This window comes from Streptomyces sp. NPDC007025, from assembly GCF_042869455.1.
Lineage (GTDB): Bacteria > Actinomycetota > Actinomycetes > Streptomycetales > Streptomycetaceae > Streptomyces.
On the sequence record NZ_JBIAFT010000011.1, the window covers coordinates 290,766 to 304,651 of the forward strand.

14 protein-coding genes and 1 pseudogene are annotated in these 13,886 nt (G+C 72.9%); 4 read left to right on the forward strand and 11 right to left on the reverse strand.

The genetic code is table 11. The features are described from left to right. Nucleotide 1: 1 nt before the first annotated feature. Together ACFYMO_RS22790 and ACFYMO_RS22795 are read right to left on the reverse strand one after the other, a co-directional pair. The gene (locus ACFYMO_RS22790; protein ID WP_366771658.1) at nt 2-763 is read right to left on the reverse strand and encodes a DUF1365 domain-containing protein; all 762 of its coding nucleotides are present in this window, start codon (nt 761-763) and stop codon (nt 2-4) included. Between the two features lie 20 nt (nt 764-783). Further along, nucleotides 784-2,076, reverse strand: coding sequence for an FAD-dependent oxidoreductase (locus tag ACFYMO_RS22795; protein WP_366771621.1), 1,293 nt, complete (start codon nt 2,074-2,076; stop codon nt 784-786). 254 nt (nt 2,077-2,330) lie between these two features. Here ACFYMO_RS22795 and ACFYMO_RS22800 point away from each other — a divergent pair, with 254 nt between their 5' ends. After that, nucleotides 2,331-3,914 (forward strand): molybdopterin-dependent oxidoreductase, encoded by a 1,584-nt coding sequence (locus ACFYMO_RS22800; RefSeq protein WP_366771659.1) that lies wholly within the window; start codon nt 2,331-2,333, stop codon nt 3,912-3,914. A 105-nt stretch (nt 3,915-4,019) separates the two neighbouring features. After that, nucleotides 4,020-4,673 carry a fasciclin domain-containing protein gene (locus ACFYMO_RS22805; protein ID WP_366771622.1) on the forward strand — a complete coding sequence of 218 codons (654 nt, stop codon included), beginning with the start codon at nt 4,020-4,022 and terminating at the stop codon, nt 4,671-4,673. Nucleotides 4,674-4,796: 123 nt separating this feature from the next. On the opposite strand, the gene ACFYMO_RS22810 is transcribed toward ACFYMO_RS22805, so the two are convergent. Beyond that, nucleotides 4,797-5,192, reverse strand: coding sequence for a DUF302 domain-containing protein (locus tag ACFYMO_RS22810; RefSeq protein ID WP_366771623.1), 396 nt, complete (start codon nt 5,190-5,192; stop codon nt 4,797-4,799). A gap of 132 nt (nt 5,193-5,324) precedes the next feature. After that, nucleotides 5,325-5,606 (reverse strand): metal-sensitive transcriptional regulator, encoded by a 282-nt coding sequence (locus tag ACFYMO_RS22815; protein ID WP_366771624.1) that lies wholly within the window; start codon nt 5,604-5,606, stop codon nt 5,325-5,327. 304 nt (nt 5,607-5,910) lie between these two features. Here ACFYMO_RS22815 and ACFYMO_RS22820 point away from each other — a divergent pair, with 304 nt between their 5' ends. After that, entirely contained in the window at nt 5,911-6,543 is a 633-nt protein-coding gene (locus ACFYMO_RS22820; RefSeq protein WP_366771626.1) for a GAP family protein, read from the forward strand. Nucleotides 6,544-6,585: 42 nt separating this feature from the next. Further along, complete coding sequence (locus ACFYMO_RS22825) at nt 6,586-7,005, forward strand: hypothetical protein (RefSeq protein ID WP_366771627.1); 420 nt, start codon at nt 6,586-6,588, stop codon at nt 7,003-7,005. Between the two features lie 21 nt (nt 7,006-7,026). Here the strand turns inward: ACFYMO_RS22825 and ACFYMO_RS22830 are convergent, their stop codons facing one another. From ACFYMO_RS22830 to ACFYMO_RS22860, 7 genes and pseudogenes are all read right to left on the reverse strand, one after another. Further along, nucleotides 7,027-8,367, reverse strand: a complete 1,341-nt coding sequence (locus tag ACFYMO_RS22830) for a nickel-dependent hydrogenase large subunit (protein WP_366771629.1) — start codon at nt 8,365-8,367, stop codon at nt 7,027-7,029. Nucleotides 8,368-8,470: 103 nt separating this feature from the next. Next, complete coding sequence (locus tag ACFYMO_RS22835) at nt 8,471-9,256, reverse strand: oxidoreductase (RefSeq protein WP_366771630.1); 786 nt, start codon at nt 9,254-9,256, stop codon at nt 8,471-8,473. Nucleotide 9,257: 1 nt separating this feature from the next. Then, nucleotides 9,258-10,055, reverse strand: coding sequence for an FAD/NAD(P)-binding protein (locus ACFYMO_RS22840; protein WP_366771631.1), 798 nt, complete (start codon nt 10,053-10,055; stop codon nt 9,258-9,260). After that, nucleotides 10,052-10,509: pseudogene (locus tag ACFYMO_RS22845) on the reverse strand (cyclic nucleotide-binding domain-containing protein). The gene ACFYMO_RS22840 and the pseudogene ACFYMO_RS22845 overlap by 4 nt, the downstream one beginning before the upstream one ends. Further along, nucleotides 10,506-11,684, reverse strand: a complete 1,179-nt coding sequence (locus ACFYMO_RS22850) for a 4Fe-4S dicluster domain-containing protein (RefSeq protein WP_388548479.1) — start codon at nt 11,682-11,684, stop codon at nt 10,506-10,508. Before ACFYMO_RS22850 ends, ACFYMO_RS22845 begins: the two are co-directional and overlap by 4 nt. A 181-nt stretch (nt 11,685-11,865) precedes the next feature. Then, on the reverse strand, nt 11,866-12,411 hold the full coding sequence (locus tag ACFYMO_RS22855) for a hydrogenase maturation protease (protein ID WP_366771634.1): 546 nt from the start codon (nt 12,409-12,411) through the stop codon (nt 11,866-11,868). Nucleotides 12,412-12,499: 88 nt separating this feature from the next. Then, nucleotides 12,500-13,876 (reverse strand): hypothetical protein, encoded by a 1,377-nt coding sequence (locus tag ACFYMO_RS22860; protein WP_388548482.1) that lies wholly within the window; start codon nt 13,874-13,876, stop codon nt 12,500-12,502. Nucleotides 13,877-13,886: the final 10 nt, after the last annotated feature.

Genomic DNA, 13,886 nt, shown 5'->3' on the forward strand with positions numbered 1-13,886 from the left:
GTCAAGACAGTCCTTTCTGTCGGGGGTTTCGCGGACGGGGGCGCACCGGCAGCCCGCGCAGCCACAGGCGGATGCCGTGCAGCCGGATACCGGCCGTGGTGGCCGCGGTCGGCCAGGGGTGGCGGACAGCGGTCCGCAGCAACTGTCCGGCCGTCCCGGGCCGGTGCCGCCCGGTGACGGTGGCGACGAAAGAGGTGTCGTCCCCGTGCCGCAGCTGCACCCCGAGCCGCAGCCGGTCGCCCGGTTCGGGCAGCCGCATCCGGTAGACACCGTCCACCGTGAAGAACGGCGAGACGTAGAAGTCCTTGGGGACCTCGGCGCGGCCCTCCGGGTCGGGGTGCAGCAGATAGCAGTGCCGCTCGCCGTAGGTGTTGTGCACCTCGGCGACGACGCACTCCGGCGACCCGTCCGCGGGCCGGCACCAGTAGAGGGTGAGCGGGTTGAACACGTGGCCCAGGACCCGGGCGGAGGTCAGCATGCGCACCCGGCCGCCGCCGAGGGTGATGCCGTGCGCGGTCAGGAACCGGTCGAGTCCGGCGCGGATGCTCGGCGCGGTACCGCCGAAGTGGTCCCGCGCCTCGAACCGGGCCAGGCCACGCAGTGGTCGCGGCAGCCGGGGCGGACGCTCCGGGTCCACGAACCACAGATAGGTGCCCTGGCGGAAGGAGTGGCGCAGCGGGCGGAGCCGGGTGTGGGAGATCACGCACCGGTAGAGGGCCGGTGTGCGCGCCTTCCGGCGCGCCGGTGCGCGTCCGTCCGGCAGGCGGGCCGCGGTGCGCCCGGTCACCAGCGCACCCCCAGGGAGCGCGCCGCGGCGACGCCGGAGCGGCAGCCGTCCTCGTGGAAGCCCCAGCCGTGCCAGGCGCCCGCGTACACCACGGGTCCGCTCTCGAGCTGTGGCAGCCTGCGCTGGGCGGCGACCGACTCCGGTGTGTAGACGGGGTGCTCGTAGACCATCCGCGCCAGCACCCGGTCCGGGTCGACGTGCTCACCCTCGCCGAGGGAGACCACGTAGCGGTCCGGCGCCGCGAGGTGCTGCAGTCGGGTCATGTCGTAGCTGACCCGTACCCGGCCGGGCGGTGCCGTGCAGTCCGGCATCCGGTAGTTCCAGCTCGCCCCCGCACCCGGTGAGCGGGGCAGCACCGTGCTGTCGGTGTGCAGCAGTGCCGGGTTGCGGGACCAGCGGAAGGCGCCGAGCACCCGCTTCTCGTCCTCGGTGGGGCGCTCCAGCACCCGCAGTGCCTGGTCCGCGTGGACGGCCAGGACGACCTTGTCGTAGTGGTGCTCGTGGCCGTCGGCGGTGACGATCTCGGCCCCGGCGCCTCCGGTGGAGTGCCGGCGTACCGCGCGCACCGGCGCCGAGGTGCGGATGTCGGGCAGTTCCTTGGCGATCCGCTGCACATAGGTGTGCGAGCCGCCGGTGACGGTGCGCCACACCGGTGAGCCGCCGATGCCGAGCATTCCGTGCTGGGACAGGAAGCGGAAGAGATAGCGCGCCGGGTACTGCAGGGCGGTGTCCGGCGCGCAGGACCACACGGCCGACACCAGCGGCGCCAGATAGTGGGAGGTGAAATAGGGGGAGAACCCGCCGCCGTGCACGAAGCCGCCCAGGGTCTGCGGGGAGCCGCCCGCCGGCAGGTCGTCCTCCGCGGCCAGGGTGCGCAGGGCCCGCCGGTGGAAGACGGGGATCTCGGTGAGCATCCGCAGATAGCGGCCGCGCAGCAGGTGCCCGGGGCGGGGGAACAGCCCGCCGGGCCCTTTGGCCCCGGCGTACTCCAGTCCGCAGCCCTGGCACTGCACCGACATGCTCATCTCCGACTCCTGCGTGGCCACGCCGAGTTCGCCGAACAGTCGGGTCAGCAGGGGATAGGTGCGCGTGTTGTGGACGATGAACCCGGAGTCCACGGGCAGCGGGCGGCCGTCCGCGGTGACGACCTCATGGGTGTGGGTGTGCCCGCCGAGCCGGTCGTCGGCCTCGAAGAGGGTCACCTCGTCGGTGGTGCGCAGCAGCCAGGCCGCCGTCAGTCCCGCGATCCCGCTGCCGATCACGGCCGTCCTCCGCCGCTGTGCCGCCATGCCGCTCCTCTCCTCGTCGCGCGTGTGGGCGCTTGTCCGGACACCACCCCGGGCCGGGCAGCCGCATGGGATTCGAAGCTGTGCGCGTGGCGGATTGGCCCGGACGGGGAAATCCGCACCCCGGCGTCAACTCCCGGGAAAAGATTCATTCTTTTCGCGGGTCGACCAATCCACCGTGCTCCGGGACCCGAAGCAGGGGCGTGAGTGAGACGGAAGAGACCTCGGCCGACGGGCAGCATCCCGAGTCGCCGCGCATGCCGACCGCACGGGCGGCCCGCGCGGGGCTGGCGGGGCTGTGCGGCCTGCTGGCCGGCTACGCCGCGCTGGCGGTCGCCGAGTTGGTGGCCGTGGCCGTGCGGCCGCGCAGCGGCCCGCTGGTGGTCGTGGGCGGCGCGGCGATCGACGCGACGCCGACTCCGGTCAAGGACTGGGCGATCCGCACCTTCGGCAGCGACGACAAGTTCGTCCTCCAACTCGGCATGGCCGTGGTGCTGGCACTGTGCGCGGCGGCGCTGGGCGTCGTCTCGCTGCGGTATCGGAGGGCCGGTGCGGGCGGCGTGCTGCTGTTCGGCGTCGTCGGTGCCGTGACCGCGCTCAGCCGCCCGGAGGGGGAGTACACCGATGTGGTGCCCTCACTGGTGGGGGCGGTCGCCGGAGCGGCCGTGCTCCACCTCCTGATCGGCTTCCTGCACGGGGGCCCGGACGGCACCGGCCCGGTGCTCGCCGGGCCGGTGGGACGGGTGACCCCGACCGGCCGCCGCGGCTTTGTCCTCGCCGCGGGGGCGGTGGCCGTCACCGCGACCGGTGCCGGCTGGCTGGGCCGATTCCTGGGGGCCGCACGCGGCGCCGCGGCCGAGGCGTCCCGCGAGGCCGTGACGCTTCCCGCGCCTTCCTCGCGCGCGGCGCCCGTGCCCCGGGGGGCCGAACTCCGGGTGGCGGGGCTGGGCGACTTCATCACGTCCAACTCCCGCTTCTACCGGGTGGACACCCTGCTGCGGGTCCCCCGGCTGACCACGGAGGACTGGAGCCTGCGCATCCACGGCAAGGGCGTGTCCCGGCCGGTGACCCTCGACTTCGCCGCGCTGCTCGAACGCGGCCTGATCGAGCGGGACATCACCATGACCTGTGTCTCCAACCAGGTGGGCGGCTCCTACGTCGGCAACGCGCGCTGGCTGGGTGTCCCGCTGGCTCCGCTGCTGCGCGAGGCAGGGGTCCGTCCCCCGTCCAAGGGCGGGCCTGCCGACCAGCTGGTGGCCCGCTCCGAGGACGGAATGACCCTCGGCAGCCCCGTGGAGACGGTCATGGACGGCCGCGACGCGATGCTCGCGGTGGGTATGAACGGCGAGCCGCTGCCCTTCGAGCACGGCTTCCCGGTGCGCATGCTGGTCCCGGGCCTGTACGGCTACGTGTCGGCCTGCAAGTGGCTGCGCGAGTTGGAGCTCACCCGCTTCGAGGACATGGATGTCTACTGGGTCGAGCGCGGCTGGGCCCGCGAGGCGCCCATCAAGATCCAGTCCCGTATCGACACCCCCCGTCCGCTCGCCGACGTCCGCTCCGGCAAGGTCGCGGTGGCCGGGGTGGCCTGGGCGCAGCACCGCGGCATAGCCCGCGTGGAGGTCCGGGTGGACGACGCGCCCTGGCGGACCGCGCAGTTGGCCGAGGAGGACAGCCAGGACACCTGGCGCCAGTGGCTGTGGGAATGGGACGCCGAACCCGGCTCCCACACCCTCCAGGTCCGTGCCACCGACAAGAAGGGCCGCACCCAGACCGCGGACCGGGTCGGCACAGTTCCCGACGGTGCCACCGGGCGCCACTCGGTGGTGGTCAACGTGACCTGAACCGCTCGTCGCACGCGCCGGATCCCTCCGGCGCCGGGCGAATCCCGCGGGTCACGCCCGTGATCCGCATCTGCAACCGCACCATCATCCACGTAGGAGTGAAGAATGAACCGCAATCGCACCCGTCACGCTCTGCTGGCCGCCACCGCCGCCCTCGTGCTGCCGTTCGGGCTGGCCGCCTGTGGCAGTGACGACAGCGGTGGCGACAAGTCCGAGGGGAGCAAGAGCGAGCAGAAGCAGAGCGAGAAGAGCGACAAGCAGGACAGTGGCGATGACATGGCCATGGACACCTTCGGTCCGGCCTGCGCCTCTGTGCCCAAGACCGGTAAGGGCAGCTTCAAGGGCATGGCGCAGGACCCGGTCGCGACTGCCGCTTCCAACAACCCTGAGCTCTCCACGCTGGTCTCCGCCGTCAAGAAGGCCGGACTGGTCGACACCCTCAACAGCAGCGAGAACATCACCGTGTTCGCGCCGACCAACGACGCCTTCGACAAGATCCCGAAGGCCGACCTGGAGAAGGTGCTCAACGACAAGAAGATGCTGACCAAGGTGCTGACCTACCACGTGGTCGGCAAGCCGCTGGGCAAGCCCGAGCTGAAGGACGGGGAGTACGCGACCCTGGAGAAGCAGAAGCTCACCACCAAGGGCTCCGGGGACTCCTACACGGTCAACGACGACGCCAAGATCGGTTGCGGCAACGTGAAGACCGCCAACGCCACCGTCCACATCATCGACACCGTGCTGATGCCCCCCAAGTAAGCGCGCCCCCGCCCAGCCGGCGGCGTTCCGGATGACTACGGCGGGTACCCTCACGGCCGTCACCGTGGGGGTGCCCGCCGTCTCCGCGCGGTGCCGGAGCCCGGCACCGCTGCCCCGAGGCGCTCAGCCGATGCCGGGCAGGGCGGCGAGGGCGGCGTCCAGACGTCTGGTGGCCTCCGAGGCCACGGGCTCCAGCGCGGGCAGCCCGGTGAGGGTGACCATGGTGCCCGGGTCCAGTGCCTGCACGACCGTACGGTCGCCGTCGCGCCGGACGACCACGTTGCACGGCAGGAGCAGGCCGATGCTGCGGTCCGCCGCCAGCGCCTGCCGGGCCAGGGGCGGGTTGCAGGCGCCGAGGATCAGATAGTCCTCCATGTCGTGGTCGAGCTTCGCCTTCAGCGTCGCGCGGACGTCGATCTCGCTGAGGATGCCGAAACCCTCCTCCGCGAGCGCCGCGCGGACGGCGGCCACCGCGGTGGCGAAGTCGGCTTCGAGAGTGACAGTGCGGTCGTAGGGCACGGGAACTCCTCGGCTCGGTCCGGCGGGGTGCGGTGATCTCCTTGTATCCCACCGGATCCCCCGGTGGAGCGCGAGGACACGCCGGGGCCGGCCGCGGGCGCCGGGCGCTGCCGGGGGAGCGCGGCCGAGGCCTCAGGCCAGCGAGAGGAAGAGCTTCTCCAGACGGGATCGCAACTGCTCGCGGTCCTCGCCCTCGGCCAGGTCCGTATCGGTCAGGCAGTGCTGCAGACCGGTGGCGATGATGGCGAAACCCGCCCGGTCCAGCGCCCGGGAGGCGGCCGCGAGCTGGGTGACCACGTCCTCGCAGTCCCGCCCTTCCTCGATCATCCTGATCACTCCGGCGATCTGCCCCTGCGCCCGGCGCAGCCGGTTGACCACGGCCTTGAGCTCCTCGGCCGCCATCGACAGTTCCACGGCAACTCCGTTCGCCAACTCCGTCCGATATACCCCTCCAGGTATTCTACCCGGGAGAGCGGCCTGCACGGAGGGCGACCAGGTCGTCACACTCGTCCCGTCTGCCCCGCGGAGGCCCGCACCGGAGGCCCCGGCACGGTCCGGTCGACCGTCTGGTTCACCCGTTCGGACTACGTTCGGATGCGGCTGACGGCGGCGCTGGTCCAATTGAGAGCGAACCGCAAGAGCGGAGGGGAGCCGCGTCAGGGCCTGCGCAGCAGGCACGCGACTGCTGTCGTCAGCACCTGCACGGATGGCGATTCCTATGGACAGCCTGAAGATTCTGCCGCTCGCCATCACCATGATGGCGGGGCCCCAGATCATGTCGGCCGTCATTCTGGCCACGGCGCAACGGGCCGTGCGGGTCTCCCTGGGCTTCGTGACCGGAGTGCTGATCGCCACGTCGCTGGGCGTGGCGGTCATGCTCGGGATCGCCACGGCGCTGGGCGGTGCCGTCGACTTCGGAAGCTCGGGGGACAACAGCTCCGTCGGCCGGGTGATCCAGTACGTGCTGGTGGGCCTGCTGATCCTGGCGGCGCTGCGGAACTGGCGGAAACGGGAGACCGTCGAGCCGCCGAAGTGGCTGCACGCGCTGATGTCGGCCGACGCCCGGAAGGCGTTCGAGACGGGCCTGCTGGTCGTGCTGTTGATGCCCTCCGACCTGATGGTGATGCTCACCGTCGGCGTCCATCTGCACCAGGGCCACAGCTCGTTCGTCGAGGCGCTGCCGTTCATCGCCCTCACCACCCTGGTCGCCGCCACCCCGCTGCTGCTGCGCGTCCTCCTGGGCCATCGGGCCGCGTCCGCGATGCCCGGCCTGCGCGACTGGATGAACAACAACAGTTGGCTGGTCAACATCATCGTCTGCCTGCTCTTCGTCGTACTGATCCTGGCGTGACATCCGAGTCGGCCGCACCGGCCGAGCAACCGAGGAGTACTCATGACACAGGCTGTGAAACACCCCGCATCACACCGCGAGCCGCTGGCGGCCGGTATAGCGACGTTCGCCGCGGTGATGCTCGTCATCGGGGGAGTGCTCGGCATCCTCCGCGGCATCATGGCCATCGCCAACGACAGCGTCTTCGTGAACACGCCCGACTACGTCTTCGAGTTCAACGTGGAGGGCTGGGGCTGGATCCATCTCGCGCTCGGCATCGTGGCCCTGATGACCGGACTCAGCCTCTTCAGGTTCACGCTCTGGGCCCGGGTCGCCGGAGTCGCCATCGCCGGTCTGCTCCTGGTGAGCAGCTTTCTGTCGCTGCCCTACTACCCGGTCTGGTCAGTCGTGCTGATCGCGCTCTACGGATTCGTCATCTGGGCGCTGTGCGTCGCCCGGCCCGAGTCCGCCGAAGCGCCCTGACGGGGCGGCCGGCCGGTCCGCCTACCGCTCCCGCAGCACCGTGAGGTCCAGGAAGTGCGCGGAGCAGGAGATGCAGGGGTCGTGGTTGCGGACGGCGCGCTCGCACAGCCCCGCCAGTTCGGCGTCCGTGGCCTCCCCCCGGGCCAGCCGCTCCTGGACGAACAGGCGCAGCTCCTCCTCGACGGCACCCTGGTTCTGCGAGGTGGGCGGGACGAGACTCGCATCGGTGACCAGCCCGTCCCGGTCGAGGATGTAGCGGTGGTACAGCAGCCCGCGCGGCGCCTCGGTGGCCCCGTGACCGGTACCGGCACGCGGCGCGACCTTCTGGGCGGCGCGCGCGGGCGGCTCGTAGCACTCGATCAGGCGCAGCGCCTCCTCCACGGCGTAGAGGACCTCGACCGCCCGGATGACGATGCTGCGGAACGGGTTGCGGCAGACCTCGCCCGACGCCGGATCCGGCAGCCCGGCCGCCCGGGCCGCCTCCCGCACCGCTGACGGCAGCAGATGCCCGCTGACGGCGTACCGGGCCAGTGCTCCGGTGAGATGCCGGCCGCCGTCCAGCCGGGCCTGCAAAGCGGTGGAGTACGGCACCTGCTCCTCGACGACATGCGCGCCGAACTCGGTGAGCGGGAACGACCTGCGCCGCTCCTCGTCCCCGTACGGCAGCACGGTGGGGACACCCCGCTCGATGGCGTAGGTGCCCGGTTCCGCCAGCGCGAACAGATCGGCGCGGCACTCCGCTTCGGGGAAATCGAAGTCGGCCACCCAGGCCACGGCGGCCAGCGCGTCCTCCCGGGCCCGCGCCAGCCGCTCGGCCAGCGGGCGGAGTTCGGCCCGCGAGGGGACCCGGTGGAAGCCGCCGACCCGGACGTTGACCGGATGGACGGAGCGGCCGCCGAGGACCTCCAGAATGCTGTTCCCCGCCTGCTTGAGCCGCAGCCCCCGCTCGATGGCCGCGCGGTGCCGGTGGGACATCTCCAGGGCGCTGTCGACACCGAGGAAGTCGGGCGCGTGCAGCAGATGGATGTGCAGACTGTGGCTCTCGATCCACTCGCCGCAGTAGAGCAGGCGCCGTAGGGCGGCGAGCTGTCCGCCCACGGTGACACCGCACGCGTCCTCGATCGCGTGGCACGCGCTCGTCTGGTAGGCGACCGGGCAGATACCGCACACCCGCGAGGTGAGGTCCGGAGGTTCGGTGTGCCGACGGTTGCGCAGAAAGGCCTCGAAGAACCGGGGCGGTTCGTAGATGCTCAGCCGCGCCTCGGTGACCCTGTCACCGCTGACGCGCAACCGGAGGGCGCCCTCGCCCTCGACGCGGGCGAGCGCGCCCACGCTCAGCACCCGTGTGCTGCTGTCTGCCATGACTGCTCCGTCCTTCTCTCCGGCCGCCCCGGCCGCCCCGGCCGCCGCCCCCGGGGTCGCCGGCGCGTTGCCGGGAGCGGGCTGTCCTGCGGCGGGCGACCGCTCAGCCGTCCTCGTCCAGCGCGCCGGGCGGTTCGAGCGCGGCGAAGTCCTCGACGTTGTAGGTGTGCAGGAAGCGCACGATGTCCCCGTCGCTCATCCCGTCGCTGCGCAGCAGTGGGATCATGGCGGGCAGGTTCGTGGAGGCGGACGGGCCGAAACACCCGTAGCAGCCGCGTCCGTAGGCCGGGCACAGGGCGCCGCAGCCGGCGTGGGTCACCGGTCCCAGGCAGGGGATGCCGCGCGCCACGGGCAGACAGGTGGTGCCGCGGCGCTTGCAGGCGAAGCACACGCTGTGATCGGGGATGTCCGGGCGGCGGCCGGCCAGAAAGGAGGTGATGACCTCCAGGAGCTGCCCCCGGTCGATCGGGCAGCCCCGCAGTTCGAAATCGACGGGCACATGCGCCGAGACTGGCGTGGACGTGGCGAGGCTCTCGATGTACTCGGGCTCCGCGTAGACCGTCGCGCGGAAGGCGTCGCCGGCCGCGGAGTTGCGCAGCGCCTGGATGCCTCCCGCCGTCGCGCACGCGCCGATGGTCACCAGGTGGCGGGACTCGGCGCGGATGCGACGGATGCGTTCGAGATGCTCGGGAGTGGAGACCGAGCCTTCGACCAGCGCGAGCTGGTAGGGCCCGGGCCGGATGTCGCTCGACGCCTCGGCGAAGTGCGCGATCTCCAGCTCGGCCGCCAGGGGGAGCAGTTCCTCCTCGCAGTCCAGCAGGGTCAGCTGGCAGCCGTCGCAGGAGGCGAACTTGAAGACGCCCAGGCGTGGGCGCTCGGACCTGGTCATCTCACAGCTCCCGTACGGCGAGCAGGGGCTCCGCCCGGTCGTAGCCGACCACCGGGCCGTCCCGGCACAGCAGCAGCGGCCCGAGCTGGCAGTGGCCGCAGTGGCCGGTGGCGCAGTGCATGTTGCGTTCGAGAGAGACCCGGATACGCTGCGCCGCCACGCCGCGGTGCCGCAGCTCACGGGCGGTGGCCCGGATCATGACCTCCGGGCCGCAGAGGAAGGCGGTCGTGTCCTGCGGGGTGAAGGACGCCTGGTCGAGCAGCGCGGTCACCACGCCCACCTCGCCCTCCCAGCCCGGAGCCGGACGGTCCACCGTCACGCCGCAGTACGGCCGCCCCCAGGCGGCCAGTTCGTCCCGGTACAGCAGGTCCTGCGGGGTGCGGGCGCCGATCAGGACGTTCAGCCTGCCGTGCGCCGCCGGCTCGGACAGTGCGGCCCGCACCAGCGGCCGTAGCGGCGCCAGACCGATGCCGCCCGCCACCACCAGCAGGTCCCCGCCCGACGGCAGGTCCCACTCCGTACCGAACGGCCCGCGCACTCCGACCTGCTCGCCGGGCCGCACCGCGCACAGTGCCCGGGAGACCGCACCCACGCCCCGGACGGTGTGGGTGAGCACGCCGTCCAGCAGCCCCGCGACCGACACCGGGATCTCGCCGACCCCGAAGGCGTAGAGCATCGCGAAACGGCCGGGGCGGAAGCCCGCCGGCGCCTCCCCGACCGGCTCCAGTTCGAGGGTCCGGGTGTCGGCGCTCTCGGCCCGGTTGTCCACCACGCGATAGGGGAGGGGAACCGCGGTCACGGCTGGGGTCCGCTTCCGTAGGGGCCGTAGAGGTCGAGCAGCCGGGTGCGGGCGGCGCGCAGCCGCCGGCCGATCACCTCCACCACGTAGCTGAGCAGTTCGTGGTCGAGTTCGTGGTCGTTCTCGCACTGCGAGAGCACCTCCGCCGCGTCGAACTCCCAGGCGCGCACCCGCCCGACTGCTTCCGCGCCCAGGTGCCACTGGTGCGGGGGGCACAGCCACGACCAGCCCAGCAGCCGCTCGGGGCCCAGTGTGTCGACCACCGCCGCGGGGCGACCGGGGACGTGGATGTCGAGGCTCACGGTTCCGTTGCGGATGATCCAGAACCGGTCGGCCCGCTCGCCCTCCTCGAAGATCCGCGTCCCGGCCCCGAAGGACACCTCGCGGGGCCCAGCGCCAGCAGGCGCGCGCGGGGGCCCTCGCGCAGCGCGGCCAGTACCCCGGCGTGCTTCACCGCGCACCGTCCGCTCGACCGTCCTGGCCTTGGCGCCCCTCCTGGTACAGGGCGTGCGCCTCCTCGGTGATGTCGATGCCGACCGGGCACCAGACGATGCAGCGGCCGCATCCCACGCATCCGGAGCTGCCGAACTGGTCCCACCACGTGCCCAGCTTGTGCGTGAGCCACTGCCGGTAGCGGCTGCGCGGCGAGGCACGGACCGAGCCGCCCGGCAGATGGGAGAAGTCCAGGTCGTAGCAGGACTCCCAGCGCCGCCAGCGCTCGGCGTGATCTCCCGTCAGGTCGGTGACGTCCTCGCTGGTGGTGCAGAAGCAGGTGGGGCAGGCCATCGTGCAGTTGCCGCAGGTGAGGCAACGCGCCGCGACGTCGTCCCAGCGTGCGGCGTCCAGGCTGCCCGCCATCAGTTCCCGCAGGCTCGCGGGAGGCATCGTGCGGCCCATCCGCCCCGCTGCGTCCTCGACGCTCCGGCGCGCCGCACTGCTCGTCGCCTCGTCGGCCGGACGGTGCGGCAGCCGTCGCAGCAGCTCCGCGCCCTCCGGCGTCCCGGCACGGGCCAGGAAGCGGTGGCCCGCGGCGTCCACCACCTCGGTCAGTGCCAGATCGTAGCCGGGGTGGGCGGCGGGTCCGGTGTCCATGGAGACGCAGAAGCAGGTGGCGCCCGGTTCGATGCACTCCACGACGATCAGGAACGCGCCCGTGCGGCGCTCCCGGTAGGTGTCGTCCCGGTGCCTGCCGCCGGTCATCACCCGGTCCTGGATCCGCACGGCGCTCAGGTCGCAGGGGCGCACCCCCAGGAACGCGAAGGAAACGGGCGAGGGACGTTCCTCCCGTACCGTCATCGCTCCGTCCGGTGCCCGGTCGGCCGTCCACTGCCGCACCCGCTCGGGGTGGAGGAAGTTCTTCCAGGACTGCGGGCCCGCGCTGTGGGCGAACCCCGCGCCGTCGGTCCGCCGCACGATCCGGTAGTGGCCCGCCTCCAGCTCCACTCCCCATCCCCAGGGCAACTCCCCGGCACCGGCGAGTTCGTCCAGCACGATGGCGCTGTCGCGCACGGTGGGTCCGACCACCGTGCGCCCGTCGTCCCGCAGCTCCCGCACCAGGGCATCGATGCCCTCGCGGTCCAGCACGCAGCGCGCTTCCTCGGTGTCCGGGGGTGCCGGCGCGGCGGCCATGGCTGCTCCTGCAGTTCGGTGGATGTGCTGCCCCACAGCCTGACCACGGCGCCCCCTTCCCGCACGGGGACGCGCCGGGAGCTGCGCAGGGTGCGCCCGCCTGCCCGGGTGCCGCTTCCGCCGCCGGTGGCGCCCCCACGTACCCGGCCGGACCCCGGAGCCGCCCGCGGGGCCCTCCGGATCAGTACCGCCGCGCGTCCGGCAGGGCCGCGGCCGCGCGGGTGATCTCCGCGCGGACCCGCTCCACGAGCGGGTCGAGGGCCGCGGCGACCGCAGGGGTCAGTCCCTCGCCCAGGGAGGCGTCCGCCCCTTCGACCGCGTAGACCACCAGCTGCCCCGGCAGCCTGCCGAGCGTCCGTGCCAGTGCCACCGCGTATCCCAGACCGAGCCCGTGACTGCTGGTGGCGCGTACCGGCCAGGTCGCGCCCGGGCCCGGCTCCAGCCGGTGGATGCGCCCCGGACACGCCGGCCGGGCGCGCGCCGCGTCCACCACCACCGCCAGTGCGGCATCCGTCCACAGGTCGATCAGGCGGGCCGGATCGCCGTCGCAGCACACCGTGCGCACGCCTGCCGGGGTCCCGCCGAGGGGCGTCCCGGCCCGCAGCCGGGCGACGGCCGCCGGTCCGGCGCCGTCGTCCCCGCGGAAGGTGTTGCCGACCCCGATGACGGTGACGCGCGCCGTCTCCGCCGTTGCCCGCTGCCCGCCGTCCGGGCCGCCGCTGTCCATGGCCGCCATCCTCGCGCGGGCGGCCGGCGGGGTCCCGTGACCGGGCCGGGCCCCGTATCTCCGCGTCGGTCACCGTGTGGTGCAGACCTCACCCGGTGCCCTCCGCGGCCGGCCGGGTCAGCCGCGCGATGCGGTCGCGGACCTCGCGGACGCGCGGGTGCCGCCGGTAGGGGGCCAGCGTCCGGTGCAGCGAGGTCAGGGAGGCGGTGGTGCGCCGCGAGGAGGTGTACGGGTAGTGCGCGAAGAGCTCCCGGCACCGGTCCAGCGCCCTCTCCAGCTCGCCCAGCGGCAGCAGGGTCTCGGCCAACTGGGCGTGGGTGAGGACATGCGCGATGTGATGGTCCGGCGGGCGCGCGGCCAGGGACTCCTCGAACGCCCGGACGGCCGCCGCGCGATCGCCCAGTGACAGCAGCACCTCGCCCCGCTGGTAGTGGAAGGCCTCCGGCGCGTACCGGGTCCAGGGGCCCGGCGCGTCGTCGCCACCGGGCTCGGCGGCGTAGGAGCGCTCCGCGGCCAGCAGGTCGGCCAGCGCCTCCTCCCGCTCACCGTGGGCGGCCCGCACCACCGCCCGCCCGGCGTACAGATAGGTCCGTACATGGGGGGGCGCGGCAAAGGACGCCACCTCCAGGGCGATCCGCGACCACTGGTGTGCGTGCGCCAAGTCGTCCAGCCGCAGGGCGAGCACCGCCATGGTGCGCAGCGTGATGGCGTAGACGTTCCGGTCGCCGGCCCGGTGGGCGAGGTCGAGGGCGGCGAGGTAGCAGTGGTGTCCGAGGTTGGGCAGCCCCGCGTCGGCGGCCATCGTGCCCAGCAGATGCATCAGGCAGGCGCTGCCGGTGAGCACTGCCGGAGCGGCCGCGCCGCCGCCGGGCGTGGTCACCAGCCGGGGGGCGACCTCTTTGGCGATGTAGGCGCCCAGTGCGGAACGGGCGTGCGCTCCGCCGTACTTCTCGGTCAGCTCGGTGAAGACGGCGACCAGGTCGGCCAGGCGTGCGTCGGGACGGGGAGCGTGGTCCCGCGCGGTGGGCGGGCCGGTGCGGGTGCCGCTCGGGGGCGGTGGCCAGGCGGGCAGTCGGACATCGGCGGCGGTGGACAGCTCCCGGTTGAGGGCGAGTCTGCGAGCCGGATCCGCGTCCGCCTCGCACAGCGCCGTCAGGCGCTCCACCGGGTCGTCCGCCTGCAGCGCTGTGCCGGGCGCGGCTGCGGCTGCCGCCGTGCCAAGCCCTGTCTCACCGATGTGTACGGCGCGGCCCAGGCGCTTGCCGAACACCTGCGCCACCAGGCCGGGAACCGGTGGGCGCGGTCTCGACCCGTCCAGCCAGTGGGCCACCGCCGTCCGGTCGTAGCGCAGCCGCAGCCCGTGCTTGGTCCCCAGGGCGTTCACCGCCCGGGCGAGTTCTCCCGCACTCCACCCGGACTCGGCGAGCAGCGCGGCGAGATGGCGGTTCGGCCGGTACCGGCCCATGGGCGTCTCC